The sequence below is a fragment of the Paracoccus sp. FO-3 genome, from assembly GCF_006386455.1.
Lineage (GTDB): Bacteria > Pseudomonadota > Alphaproteobacteria > Rhodobacterales > Rhodobacteraceae > Paracoccus > Paracoccus versutus.
The window spans coordinates 1-12,641 of record NZ_VCBQ01000016.1; the positions used below are offsets into that span (position 1 = coordinate 1).

The 12,641-nt window shown below is 68.9% G+C and carries 14 protein-coding genes; 3 read left to right on the forward strand and 11 right to left on the reverse strand.

Annotated elements, in window-relative coordinates:
• Positions 1-131: 131 nt before the first annotated feature.
• On the forward strand, positions 132-1,295 hold the full coding sequence (locus FE811_RS06350; RefSeq protein WP_140846988.1) for a YncE family protein: 1,164 nt from the start codon (positions 132-134) through the stop codon (positions 1,293-1,295).
• A 467-nt stretch (positions 1,296-1,762) separates the two neighbouring features.
• On the opposite strand, the gene FE811_RS06355 is transcribed toward FE811_RS06350, so the two are convergent.
• The 4 genes from FE811_RS06355 to scpA form a co-directional block, all read right to left on the reverse strand.
• Positions 1,763-3,079, reverse strand: a complete 1,317-nt coding sequence (locus FE811_RS06355) for a homoserine dehydrogenase (protein ID WP_036756311.1) — start codon at positions 3,077-3,079, stop codon at positions 1,763-1,765.
• A gap of 79 nt (positions 3,080-3,158) precedes the next feature.
• On the reverse strand, positions 3,159-3,692 hold the full coding sequence (locus FE811_RS06360) for a hypothetical protein (RefSeq protein ID WP_116220570.1): 534 nt from the start codon (positions 3,690-3,692) through the stop codon (positions 3,159-3,161).
• A gap of 298 nt (positions 3,693-3,990) precedes the next feature.
• Positions 3,991-4,476 (reverse strand): GNAT family N-acetyltransferase, encoded by a 486-nt coding sequence (locus FE811_RS06365; protein ID WP_166435478.1) that lies wholly within the window; start codon positions 4,474-4,476, stop codon positions 3,991-3,993.
• 109 nt (positions 4,477-4,585) lie between these two features.
• Positions 4,586-6,730: a methylmalonyl-CoA mutase gene (gene scpA / locus FE811_RS06370; protein WP_072462995.1), complete on the reverse strand. Its 2,145-nt coding sequence runs from the start codon at positions 6,728-6,730 to the stop codon at positions 4,586-4,588.
• Positions 6,731-6,787: 57 nt separating this feature from the next.
• Here scpA and FE811_RS06375 point away from each other — a divergent pair, with 57 nt between their 5' ends.
• On the forward strand, positions 6,788-7,315 hold the full coding sequence (locus tag FE811_RS06375; protein ID WP_036756322.1) for a DUF4174 domain-containing protein: 528 nt from the start codon (positions 6,788-6,790) through the stop codon (positions 7,313-7,315).
• Between the two features lie 102 nt (positions 7,316-7,417).
• Complete coding sequence (locus tag FE811_RS06380) at positions 7,418-7,609, forward strand: hypothetical protein (protein ID WP_036756324.1); 192 nt, start codon at positions 7,418-7,420, stop codon at positions 7,607-7,609.
• On the opposite strand, the gene FE811_RS06385 is transcribed toward FE811_RS06380, so the two are convergent.
• The 7 genes from FE811_RS06385 to FE811_RS06410 all read right to left on the reverse strand — a co-directional run bounded on the left by FE811_RS06385 (position 7,575) and on the right by FE811_RS06410 (position 12,620).
• Positions 7,575-8,237, reverse strand: coding sequence for a hypothetical protein (locus tag FE811_RS06385; protein WP_036756327.1), 663 nt, complete (start codon positions 8,235-8,237; stop codon positions 7,575-7,577). The two genes, FE811_RS06380 and FE811_RS06385, sit on opposite strands and share 35 nt — an antisense overlap.
• Positions 8,238-8,286: 49 nt before the next feature.
• Complete coding sequence (locus tag FE811_RS06390; protein WP_116220571.1) at positions 8,287-10,344, reverse strand: acetyl/propionyl/methylcrotonyl-CoA carboxylase subunit alpha; 2,058 nt, start codon at positions 10,342-10,344, stop codon at positions 8,287-8,289.
• 117 nt (positions 10,345-10,461) lie between these two features.
• Positions 10,462-10,674: a hypothetical protein gene (locus FE811_RS06395; RefSeq protein WP_036756331.1), complete on the reverse strand. Its 213-nt coding sequence runs from the start codon at positions 10,672-10,674 to the stop codon at positions 10,462-10,464.
• A 66-nt stretch (positions 10,675-10,740) separates the two neighbouring features.
• On the reverse strand, positions 10,741-10,986 hold the full coding sequence (locus tag FE811_RS06400) for a hypothetical protein (protein WP_011749921.1): 246 nt from the start codon (positions 10,984-10,986) through the stop codon (positions 10,741-10,743).
• A 145-nt stretch (positions 10,987-11,131) separates the two neighbouring features.
• Complete coding sequence (locus FE811_RS06405) at positions 11,132-11,545, reverse strand: hypothetical protein (RefSeq protein ID WP_114538029.1); 414 nt, start codon at positions 11,543-11,545, stop codon at positions 11,132-11,134.
• A gap of 93 nt (positions 11,546-11,638) precedes the next feature.
• Positions 11,639-11,770 (reverse strand): hypothetical protein, encoded by a 132-nt coding sequence (locus tag FE811_RS28185; RefSeq protein WP_255469682.1) that lies wholly within the window; start codon positions 11,768-11,770, stop codon positions 11,639-11,641.
• A 196-nt stretch (positions 11,771-11,966) separates the two neighbouring features.
• Positions 11,967-12,620 carry a DUF6497 family protein gene (locus FE811_RS06410; protein WP_116220572.1) on the reverse strand — a complete coding sequence of 218 codons (654 nt, stop codon included), beginning with the start codon at positions 12,618-12,620 and terminating at the stop codon, positions 11,967-11,969.
• Positions 12,621-12,641 lie beyond the last annotated feature (21 nt).

Genomic DNA, 12,641 nt, shown 5'->3' on the forward strand with positions numbered 1-12,641 from the left:
CGCCATCCGCGCCGCCAGGCTAAGCCCCGTCGAGGCGCTGGCAAGCCAATGAGCTTCCCGCCAGCCGTCCTGCCGGACCGCCAGCCTTTCCCCGAACCGCCGCCCTTGCGGCCCCGAACAGGAGAATGACGATGAAACCGAAGACCCGGACCGCATGGCGCATGGCGCTGCCTGCGCTGATGGCGCTGGCGCTGGCCATGCCCGCCGCCGCGCAGGACGCGCCCGCCGAGCCCGAAGCCATGAGCATGGCCCAGTTCGCCCCCGCCGTGATCCGCACCGATTCCATCCCCGGCGCCTACGAGGCCGTGCATTGGGCCGAGGCCGGGCTGGTCTTCGTCGCCTCGGTGCCCAGCTTCGACAAGGGCACGCCGGGCTTCATCCATGTGCTGGACGCCAATGACCTGCACCCGATCCGGCAGATCCAGCTGCCGCGCCGGCCCTTCGCGCTGGCGCTGGACCGCAGCGCGGGGCGGCTTTACGCCGGCAATACGCTGGACGGCTCGCTGACCGTGATCGACGCGAAGGGCGGGCAGATCCTCGACACCATCCAGCTCGGCCAGCCCGAGGGCGAGGGCTTCGAGCATACCCGCATGATCGCGCTGGACGAGGAAAAGGGCCTCGCCTTCGTCACCAGCCCCGGCCAGAAGGGCGTGACCTGGATCGTGGACACCAAGGCGGGGGAACTCTTGCACCGGATCGAGGGCGGGCTCTGGACCGCCGGCGCCGCCTATGACGCGGCTGCCGGGCGCTTCTACGCCAGCGGCGGCGGCATCGAGGAGATCGCGGCGATCGACGCGGCCGGCGCGCGGGTCGGCGCGATCTCGACCGGCGACACCACCGAGGAAGGGGCCGAGGCCTCGCAGCATTTCCTCGTGAACCTGGCGATCGACGCCGAGGGCCAGCGCCTGTTTGCGGCCGATGCCAACCAGGGCGCGCTTTACGTCTTCGACATCGCCGGGGCCAAGGTGGCCAAGCAGGTTCCGGTCGGCTCCGGCATGCTGGACGTGGCCTATAACCCGGCGCGGTCCGAGATCTACGCCACCTGGCGCGGGGTCGAGCGCGAGAACAAGGCCGGCACCGGCGGCCTGGCAGTGATCGACGCGCAGGACTATGCGGTCAAGCAGCGCATCCCGCTGCCCAGCCATCCCAACAGCCTGGAGGTCAGCGAGGACGGCCGGACCCTGTTCGTGACGGTGAAGGCCCCGCATGACAAGGACCACCCGGACTATCGCGAGGGCGCGCTGGATTCGCTGCTGCGCATCGACCTGGAAAGGCTGGGCGAAGGGGGCGAATAAGCCTCGGCCCGCTGGCCGCTTCGCCAGGGCTTGGGATGGTTCCGACCACCGGTCCTCCCGGCGAAGCGGCCGGCCCGGATTTATCGTGGCGGGGCGGGCCTGATCCCGCCCCGGCTCGGCCGATCCAATGGGCCCGGATGGACCGGCGATCCGATCCGGCGCCGCCCTGGCCGAGGTTTTCGATCCCGGCGGGGGCGATGCTTCATGCGTCCTTGGCGGGGTTCCGACGACTGACTGCATTTCGCAGCCACGCGCAGGGCAAGCCCCGCCTCCGAGGGGATTGATCGCCAGGGGACGGCCGCCGGGGCGAACCTTCCGCCGTCTTCACCTTTTGCGCGTCGGGGCGGTGGTCCTGCGATCACCGGCCCGTTGCGGGCGGCAGGAGAAATCCCGGCCGCAAAGGCCACCGCGCTCCGGCTTCGATGCCTCCACCGCTCCTGTCGCCATGCAGCCGGCCGGCGGCGGCCTTAGACCTCTTCGATCCGCAGCTCGACCGGCTCGCCGGCGATGACGCCGGTGCGGGGCAGGGCCTCGATGGCATGGTCGATGGCCTCGGGCGTGGTCTTGTGGGTGACGATCAGCACCGGCGCCACCCCTTCGGTGCGGGAATGGCCGTATTGCCGCATGCGGTCGATCGAGATGCCCGCATCGCCCAGGACCGTCGCCACCTTGGCCAGCGCCCCCGGCTTGTCGGTCAGTTGCAGGCGGATGTAATAGGCGGCCGGCACCGCCGTGCGCGCCGGCTGCGGGCGGGCCAGCGTCGCCGCCGGCTGGCCGAAGCTTGGCATCCGCACGCCGCGCGCGATCTCGACCACGTCGGACATCACCGCGCTGGCGGTCGGGCCCTCGCCGGCCCCGGCGCCGCGCAGCACGATCTGGCCGACTGCATCGCCCTCGATCACCACCATGTTGGTGCCGCCCTGCAACTGCCCCAGCGGGCTGTCGGCGGGCACCAGGCAGGGCGACATGCGCTGTTCCAGCCCGCGCCCGGTCATCTGCGCCACGCCCAGAAGCTTGATGCGATAGCCCATGTCGGCGGCGCGGCGGATGTCGTCGATGCTGACCCGCTCGATGCCCTCGATCTCGACCGCGTCGAAGCTGGGCCGGGTGCCGAAGGCGATGGCCGACAGGATCGCCAGCTTGTGGCTGGCGTCGATGCCGCCGACGTCCAGCGTCGGATCGGCCTCCAGATAGCCCAGCTGCCGCGCCTCCTCGAAGACCTCCTCATAGGGCAGGCCGGCGCTTTCCATCCGGGTCAGGATATAGTTGCAGGTGCCGTTCATGACGCCCATGACGCGGCGGATCTCGTTGCCGGAAAGCGATTCGGTCATCGCCTTGATCACCGGGATGCCGCCCGCCACCGCGGCCTCGAAACGGATCACCCGGCCATTGGCCTCGGCCAGTTCCGCCAGCTCCTGGCCGTGGATCGCCAGCAGCGCCTTGTTGGCCGTCACCACGTCCTTGCCGGCGCGCAGCGCCGCTGTCACCGCCTCGCGGGCGATGCCCTCGTCGCCGCCGATCAGCTCGACGAAGACATCCACGTCCTCGCGCAGCGCGAGCGCACGGGCGTCCTCTTCCCAGCCATAGCCGGACAGGTCCAGGTCGCGGTTCTTGCGCCGGTCGCGGGCGCAGACGGCGGTGACGGTGATCGGCCGGCCGGCGCGCAGGGCCAGCAGGGCGGCGTGTTTCTGGATGATCTTGACGGTGCCGGTGCCGACCGTCCCGAGGCCAGCGATGCCGAGACGAAGCGGAGAGGCGTTTTGCCCCTGGTTCTGGGCGGACATATGAAACTCTTATCTATGGACGATGCGGTGTTAGCGGATGGCGCGGCACGTTGCAACGCGCATGGCTGCCGGCCGCGGCTCAGGCCTCGTCGTCGCCCGCCCAATAGCCCCGCACGCCGGTCGCCCGCATCACCCGCAGCACGCGGGTGCCGATCTCGACCGTGTCGGCGCGGATGACCTCCAGGTCGGCGATGCCCAGGGGCTGGCGCTGCACCTCGCCCTTGGTGTTGACGAAGGCGGGGTGCCAGCACGCCTTGTCCTCGGTTGGCCGCCACGAGGCATGGCACAGCAGGTTGCGCTGCAGGCGGATCTCGGCCAGCCGGTCGGTGATGCGGTTGCGGTCGCGCAGGCCGGGATAGCGGCGCATGGCGGCGTCGAGCTGCTCGATCAGCGTGCCCATGGAATCGTCGGCGATCGAGACCATGCGGGTCAGCCAGCTTTGCAGCTCTTCCTCGGTCAGGTCGTCGGCCAGCCGCGCGCGGTCCAGCGCATAGATGGTGCGCTTGATGATCTCCTCGAGCCAGCCGAAATTCGCCACGCATTGCCCCAGGGCTGCGGCGAAATCCGGCGGCAGGGTGTAATGCGTCTCGGGCGGCGCGCCTATCCTGGCCATGATGCACCGATAGGGGCGAGGGGAAGCAGGCCATGACCCAGGCCTACAGGCCGCGGCCCGCCGAATGCCGCCCGCCGGGGATCAAGCGGTGTGCGAGCGCGCAGCGGGACCGCATCGGGCGGCAAGCAGGCCGCGGCCCCTCGGGGCGCCTGCCTCCTGCGTCTCAAGAAAACGTCTCTCCGGCCGAATTTTCCGTTGCCTGCGATGCCGGTGATCTGCCTGCCCCTGCCGTCGTCCATCCTGTCCCCGCGCTGCCGGGCACGAGTTTTCCATAGCGCCCGGCCGCAGGCAAGCCGGGTCAGAGGATCTTTTGCAGCAGCACCAGGTCCAGCCAGCGGCCGAACTTGCGCCCCGCCTGCGGCACCAGCCCGACCTGGCGATAGCCGATGGCGCGGTGAAAGGCGAGGCCGGCGCCGTTCTCGGCCGAGACGGCGGCGATCATGCCATGCGCGCCCCCGGCGCGGGCGTGATCCTCCAGCGCCGCCATCAGCGCCCGGCCGACCCCGCGCCCGCGCGCGGCGGGGGACAGGATCACGGTATGCTCCATGCAATGGGCATAGCCGTTGCCGGCGCGAAACTGGTCATAGCTCGCCAGCCCCAGGACCGCGCCCGCCTCTTCGGCGACCAGGAACGCCCGCCCGGCGGCCCGGCGGCCGGCGATCATCCGCGCCAGCCCCTCTGCCGTCCTCTCCTCGCTGGAAAAGGTGATCGTGGTCTCGCGGATCAGCGGGTTCCAGAACGCCAGGATCGCCGGAATGTCCCCCTCGGCAACAGGACGCAGCATCATTGCCGGGCCTCCCTCCCCGCGCCGCCCATCGGGCAAGGGCCGCGCGCTTCTTCGTTCCCCAAATACCCATGCGGCCGCGACGCCGGGCGCCCCGGCCGCAGGCTTGTCATGCCGCCCGCGCCGCGCGGATCAGGCCCAGGATGTCGCGCGCCGCCGCGGGGATGTTGGTCCCCGGCCCGAAGATCGCCTTCACGCCGGCTTTCTTCAGGAAATCGTAGTCCTGCTGCGGGATCACGCCGCCGCAGATCACGATGATGTCGCCCGCGCCCTGCTCCTTCAGCGCCGCGATCAGCTTGGGCGCCAGGGTCTTGTGGCCCGCCGCCTGCGAGGAAATCCCCACCACATGCACGTCGTTGTCGATGGCGTCCTGCGCCGCTTCCTCGGGGGTCTGGAACAGCGGCCCCACGTCGACGTCGAAGCCGATGTCGGCGAAGGCGGTGGCGATCACCTTGGCGCCGCGGTCGTGGCCGTCCTGGCCCATCTTGACCACCAGCATGCGCGGGCGGCGACCTTCCTCCTCGGCGAAGGCCTCGACGTCGCGCTGGATCTGCGCGAAACCGTCGTCGCCCTCATAGGCGGCGCCATAGACGCCGGCCAGGGTCTTGACCTCGGCGCGGTGGCGGCCGAATTCCTTTTCCATCGCCATGCTGATCTCTCCCACAGAAGCGCGCGCTCGCGCGGCTTCGACCGCGGCTTCCAGCAGGTTGCCGCCTTCCTTCGCCCGGCGCGACAGTTCGGCCAGCGCCGCCTGGCATTTCGCCTCGTCCCGCGTCTCGCGCATCTTGTGCAGCCGCGCGATCTGGGCGTCGCGCACCTTCATGTTGTCGATGTCGAGGATGTCGATCGGATCCTCCTTGGCCAGGCGATACTTGTTCACGCCGACGATCACCTCCTCGCCGCGGTCGATCTGGGCCTGGCGGCGGGCCGCCGTCTCCTCGATGCGCAGCTTGGGCATCCCCGAGGCGACGGCCTTGGTCATGCCGCCCATGGCCTCGACCTCCTCGATCAGCGCCCAGGCCTTCTCGGCCAGCTGCGCGGTCAGGCTCTCGACGTAATAGCTGCCCGCCAGCGGATCGACGACATGGGTGATGCCGGTTTCCTCCTGCAGGATCAGCTGGGTGTTGCGGGCGATGCGGGCGCTGAACTCGGTCGGCAGCGCGATGGCCTCGTCCAGCGCGTTGGTGTGCAGCGACTGCGTGCCCCCCAGCGCCGCTGCCATCGCCTCATAGGCGGTGCGGACCACGTTGTTGTAGGGATCCTGCTCTTGCAGGCTGACGCCCGAGGTCTGGCAATGCGTGCGCAGCATCAGGCTGCCCGGCTTCTTGGGGTCGAATTCCTTCATGATCCGCGTCCACAGCAGGCGGGCGGCGCGCAGCTTGGCCGCCTCCATGAAGAAGTTCATGCCGATGGCGAAGAAGAAGGACAGCCGCCCGGCGAACTGGTCCACGTCCATGCCGGCCTTCAGCGCGGCGCGCACGTATTCGCGCCCGTCGGCCAGCGTATAGGCCAGCTCCTGCACCAGGTTCGCCCCCGCCTCCTGCATGTGATAGCCCGAGATCGAGATCGAGTTGAACTTGGGCATCTCGTTCGAGGTGTATTCGATGATGTCCGCGATGATCCGCATCGAGGGCTCGGGCGGATAGATATAGGTGTTGCGGACCATGAACTCCTTGAGGATGTCGTTCTGGATCGTGCCCGACAGCACGGCGCGGGAATGGCCCTGTTCCTCGCCGGTGACGATGAAATTCGCCAGGATTGGGATCACCGCGCCGTTCATGGTCATCGAGACCGACACCTTGTCCAGCGGGATGCCGTCGAACAGGATCTTCATGTCCTCGACGCTGTCGATGGCGACGCCGGCCTTGCCCACGTCGCCCTCGACGCGGGGGTGGTCGCTGTCATAGCCGCGGTGCGTCGCCAGGTCGAAGGCGACCGAGACGCCCTGCTGCCCGGCGGCCAGCGCCTTGCGATAGAAGGCGTTCGATTCCTCGGCCGTCGAGAAGCCGGCATATTGCCGGATGGTCCAGGGCCGGCCGGCATACATGGTGGCGCGCGGGCCGCGGGTGAAGGGCTCGATGCCGGGCAGGCTGCCCAGGTGATCCAGGCTCTTCACGTCCGCCTCGGTGTAAAGCGGCTTGACCTCGATCCCCTCCAGCGTGTGCCAGGTCAGGCTGTCGGGATCGGCGCCTTTCAGCTCCTTGCTGGCGAGCCGGCGCCATTCATCGAGGGCGGCTTTCGTGCTTTCGGTCATCTTGCATCCTTTCCCATGGCCCCTCGGCTCTTATATGAATGAGGAGAAGAGGGGGCGATGAAACTGAAACGGTTGATTTTGCTGGTCGTGGTGCCGCTGGTGGCGGCGATGGGTCCAAGGCCCGAAGGCGAGGCCGACGGCCATCGCCCATATGTCCGCGGCGAAGTGCCCGCCGCGCGCAGCGAGACGGGGACGCCCGCGCGTCCCGAAACGCCTGCGGGCGAATTGACGGTGCTGCCCGCCGCCGAGGCCGATCCGGCCGAGTTCAGGTGGCAGGCCCGGCCGGTGGTGATCTTTGCCGATACCGCCGCCGATCCGGCCTTCATCGAGCAGCTGGCCGCCTTGCAGCGCGACCCGGCGCCGCTGATCGCCCGCGACGTGGTGGTCGTCACCGATACCGAGCCGGCGGCGGCAAGCATCTGGCGCCGGCAATTGCGCCCCGAGGGGTTTTCGCTGGTGCTGATGGACAAGGACGGCCAGGTCAAGCAGCGCAAGCCCGTGCCCTGGTCGGTGCGCGAGATCACGCGGGCCATCGACAAGTTCCCGCTGCGCCTGCAGGAAATCGGCCGCGCCGGCCTGCCGTAACGCGGCATGGCGAAAATCGCAGCGATTCCGTTGCGGGACGGCCGCCCAGGCATTATCTTGGGGGCAGGGCCGCACGGATGCCCGGTGACAAGGAGAAGCTCGATGGCCAAAACGCCCTTGCTGCGCGCGACGGAAGAACCCGCCCCGGCGACGGTGTCCGGCCAGCCCAAGCCGGGCCCGGTCGCGGCCTCGCTGGCCGAGCGGCTGGCCCGTGCCCGCACCGCCAATGAGATGGCCATCATCGTCGGTCTGAAACCCATCAAAGGCCGCTCCGGTCCGAAGATCGCCTACTGAGGCGGTCGCGCAGTTCCGCCAATTCGCCGGGCAGGGCGGCGGCGATGCGCCCGGCGCTCGTCCGTTCCTCCTGTTGCAGCAATTCCTGAACCGCCCGCTCGCCGCCGAAGATGCTGGCCATGAGCAGCCGCATCGCCTCGTGCCCGGTCTCGCGCGCCGCTTCGGTCAGTCCCAGGTAATCCCCGAACATCTCGACCGCGCGGGCCGCGTCCTTCCTGGCTTGGCTGCGGATCGCCTCGGCAAAGGCGGCCATGACGGAAAGCTGCCGGTAATAGGTCACGACCGGGTCGATGACCGAGGCCGGAAGGACATGCACCTCGTCGAGGATGGCGGCAAAGATCCGGTCGTTGGCCTGGGTCGGGATCACCGGCACCCGGCCGCTGTCGCGCAGGCTGTCCAGCAGCCGCTGCGCCTCGTCCTCGTCCAGCCGCTGCGCTTCCAGCGCCACGACATGGGCGCGGATCTCGGCCAGCAGCGCGCGCTGCACGTCGCCGACCCGCTCGGCGCGCAGCTTGGCGTCGCGCCGGCGGTTCTGGAAGGCGACGACCCACCAGCCCGCGGCGATGAACAGCCCGGCGATCAACGCCTGCTGCGCATGGGGGCTGAGATAGTCGTCCAGAAGCGGCATGGTTCCCGATCCTCGTGCCGGGCGCTGGCGGGCGCCCGGCGGTTTTCCGTCACTCGAACTCGATGATCACGTCATCGACCTTGAGGCTTTCGCCCGGCTTGGCGTTCACGGATTTCACCACGGCCTTCTTTTCGGCGCGCAGGATGTTTTCCATCTTCATCGCCTCGACCGTGGCCAGCGCCTGGCCTTCCTGCACCTCGTCCCCGGCCTCGACATTGATCCTGACCACTAGGCCCGGCATCGGGCAAAGCAGGAATTTCGAGGTGTCGGGCGGCAGCTTCTCGGGCATCAGCCGCGCCAGCTCGGCGGCGCGCGGACGGCGGACATAGGTCTTGAGGTCGGCGCCGCGCACCCGCAGCCGGAAGCCCGAGGGCAGGCGATCCACCTTCATCACCAGGGGGGCACCGTCGACCGACAGCCGCGCCAGCGACTGGCCGGGCAGCCAGTCGCTTTCGACCCGCAGCTTGCGCCCGTCGATCTCGACCGTCGAGCCCTGGCGGTCGGCGGTGATGCGCACCGGGATCTCCTTGCCGGCGACGAAGACGACCCAATGCTCGCCCACATGGCGTTCATGGTTGTCGAGCCGCCCCGAGATGCGGGTGCGGCGGATCTCCGCCACGCGATGCATGGCCGCGGCCGAGGCGGCGACGCGGGTGATCTCGGCCTCGGGCAGGGTCGCGCCCAGGAAGCCGTCGGGATATTCCTCGGCGATGAAGGCCGTGGAAATGTCGCCCGAGACGAATTTCGGGTGGTCCATCACCGCCGACAGGAAGGGCAGGTTGTGGCCGATGCCCTCGACCTCGAACTCGTCCAGCGCCAGGCGCATCTGCTCGATGGCCTCGGCCCGGCTGGGCGCCCAGGTGCAGAGCTTGGCGATCATCGGGTCGTAATACATGCTGATCTCGCCGCCCTCGTAGACGCCGGTATCGTTGCGCACCCCGGTCGCGGCCGCCGGCGGGTGGTCGCCGGGATGGGCGGGCACCCAGGTGTCGGCGGCCTGCATCGGGCCGGCCGCGGTCTCGGCCGGCGGGCGATAGCGGGTCAGCCGCCCGATCGAGGGCAGGAAGTTGCGATAGGGATCCTCGGCGTAAAGCCGGCTTTCGATGGCCCAGCCGTTGATCTTCAGGTCCGCCTGCGCAAAGGGCAGCGGCTCGCCCGCGGCGATGCGGATCATCTGCTCGACCAGGTCGATGCCGGTGATCAGTTCCGTCACCGGATGCTCGACCTGCAGGCGGGTGTTCATTTCCAGGAAGTAGAAGTTCTTCTGCGCATCGACGATGAACTCGACCGTGCCGGCCGAGGTGTAGCCCACCGCCTTGGCCAGCGCGCAGGCCTGCTCGCCCATGGCCTTGCGCGTCGCCTCGTCCAGGAAGGGCGAGGGCGCCTCCTCGATCACCTTCTGGTTGCGGCGCTGGATCGAGCATTCGCGCTCGTGCAGATAGACGCAATTGCCGTGCTTGTCGGCCAGCACCTGGATCTCGATATGCCGGGGCTGGGTGACGAATTTCTCGATGAAGATGCGGTCGTCGCCAAAGCTGTTCGCCGCCTCGTTCTTCGAGGATTCGAAGCCCTCGCGCGCCTCCTGGTCGTTCCAGGCGATGCGCATGCCCTTGCCGCCGCCGCCGGCGCTGGCCTTGATCATCACCGGATAGCCGATCTGGCCCGAGATCTTCACCGCCTCGTCGGCATCGGCGATCAGGCCCATGTAGCCCGGAACCGTGCTGACCCCGGCCTCCTGCGCCAGTTTCTTCGAGGTGATCTTGTCGCCCATCGCCTCGATGGCGGGTGAGGGCGGGCCGATGAAGGTGACGCCTTCCTTCTCCAGCGCCTCGGCGAATTTCATGTTCTCGGACAGGAAGCCATAGCCGGGATGCACCGCCTCGGCGCCGGTCCGGCGGATCGCCTCCATGATCTTGTCGATCACGATATAGGACTGGTTCGCGGGCGGCGGGCCGATGTGGATCGCCTCGTCGGCCATCTTGACATGCAGCGCATTGCGGTCGGCGTCGGAATAGACGGCGACGGTCTGGATGCCCATCTTCTTGGCGGTCTTGATGACCCGGCAGGCGATCTCGCCCCGGTTGGCGATCAGGATTTTCTTGAACATGCTTCTTTCCCTTGGGGCAGATCCCGAACGTGAAAAAGCCGCCCCGGCAGGCTGCCGGGACGGCTGGAAAAAGGCTGGGCCGGCGCGCGCGGGCGCGCCGTCAGCGTGGCGAAGGCGTTATTGGCAAAGCCGCACGTCGTCGCAAAGCGCACCGGCGACGGCGCCGATCGCCGCGCCCTTGGCGACATCATGGCCGCCCACATGGGCAGCGGTTGCGCCGACACCGGCACCGATGATGCCGCGGTCCATGTCGGTCGGATTGATGCCTTGGGTGCAGCCGGCCAGGCCGAACAGGCCCAGCCCAAGCACGAGGACGAGTTTCTTGGACATCTCGTTTGCTCCGGGATGCGGGCGGTGGCGCGAGCCGTCGGTGCAGCGCCTGCCGCCCTGTTGAAATCAGTAGCGGCGCTGGCAGACGCCGGCGTCGTCGCAAAGCGCACCGCCCGCGGCGCCGATGAGCGCGCCGGTGGCCACGTCACCGTCGATGATCTTTGCCACGGCCGCACCGGCCAGCGCGCCGCCGGCCGCGCGCTGCGCGTCGGGCGAAAGGGTCGAGCCGCCGCCATAGCCCTGTTCGCAGGCGGCAAGGCCGGCGACCAGCAGGACCGCGCCGGAAAGACGAAGGATGACGGATTTTTGCATAGCGTTTTGCCTGTATTATGGACCCGCTTCCGGGCCGTTGGTGATAGAGGTGCGCACAATATTGCACGCGCCAACCCCGGAAGAAACTGACAACGGTGTGAAAAGACAAGACTACGCGGCAATCCGCCCATCCTTCGGCCGGCCATCAGTCTTCGTCCTCGTCGTCCCAGTCGTCCTCGTCCCAGCCGGCATCGTCCCAGTCGAACTCGGGGGCGTCCTGGGCGAAAAGCTCGGGAAAGCTTGCCTCGGCGCGCTTCATGTCGACGCGCAGCAGCTGGTCGTAATCGGTGGGATCAAGCTTGCCGACCGCGATCACCTCGCGGCCGATCAGCCAGGACAGCCGCCCGGCATCCAGGTTGCCGCGGGCAAAGGGTTCCTCGCCGAAATGCTGGATCAAGGCCGCCAGGAAGGCGGTATCGGCGCGGCGGTCGGCCGGCTTGCGGTCGCGATAGCGCTCGCGCCGGACCAGGGGTGTCGCGCCTTTCTTGTTGGCGCGGCGGATGATGAACTGGAAATCGGTGCCGGGAAGGCGGCCCGGAAAGCCGCGATGCTTCAGCATGTCTTGCCCCCTTGCAGGATTGCGTTGCCGCGCGGGGGCCGGGCGGAACGCAGATGGCGCGGGCCGCCAGGCAGCCCGCGCGCGGCCAATGGCTTAGTTGGCGCCGTATTTGCCCTGGAAAACAGGCTCGGGCTGGACCGGAATCGGGGCGACTTCCGGCTCTTTCTTGGCGCAGGCTGCGGCGAGGCCGACCAGGACGAGGGCGAGTGCAAGCTTTTTCGACATGTCGTCGTGCTCCTGTGATGCGGGACCGACAAGTCCCGACTGCTCGGTTGAGATTCGGCCGCCTCATGCGACCGCGGCGGCATGATAGCCAGCGCCGCGAAGCGCCGACAGGCGCGTTGAGGCCGCAGTCGTGCGGGTGCCTGGCGCTGTGGCAGGCTTGCATCAGGGTGGCAAAGGGCAGGCATCACCGCAGACATCACCACGGCTCCCATTCGCAGGCGTTGCGGTCGGGCGGCAGGCCGAACGCCTCGAAGACCTGCACCGCCTCGGGGTCGAAGGCGCCAAAGGGGATCTCGCGGTCGGCCAGGCTGATGACGATCTGGCTGGGCCGCGGCGCGGGGGCGGCGATGCGGGGCAGGGCCCAGTTCTCGCACAGCCAGACGATGTCCTCATGCACCGGATCCTGGGCCAGCACATCGGGCGCGGCGGGCAGGACCGGGGCGCCGACCAGGGCGTCGGCGGCCTCTTCGTCGGCCGGGTCGGGAAGGTCCGCCTGGGCCAGATCCTCCAGCGTGGCCGGGTCGATCAGCCCGTCATCGGCCTCGTCCTCCCAGGCCTCGTCGCTTTCGGTGTCGATCTCGATCGGCGCGCGCGCCTCGTCCGGCGCAAAGTCCGAGGCGGGACCGACGGTCGCGGGCACGCGCTGCGCCAGGTCGGGCATGACGAAGCGAAAGCGATAGGTCAGGCCCATGCCGCCGGAATTGTCGTGGCGGGTCTCCAGCCAGCGCACCACCGCGCCCGAGGGCAGGGTGATATCCGCCCCCGGCTCTTGCGCGAGGGCGGCGCCGGCCAACCCGGCCAGAACGGCCGAGGGCACCAGCGCAAGGCCGATCACCGCAACTCCCGACATGTTTCCTCCCTCGGTCTCCCG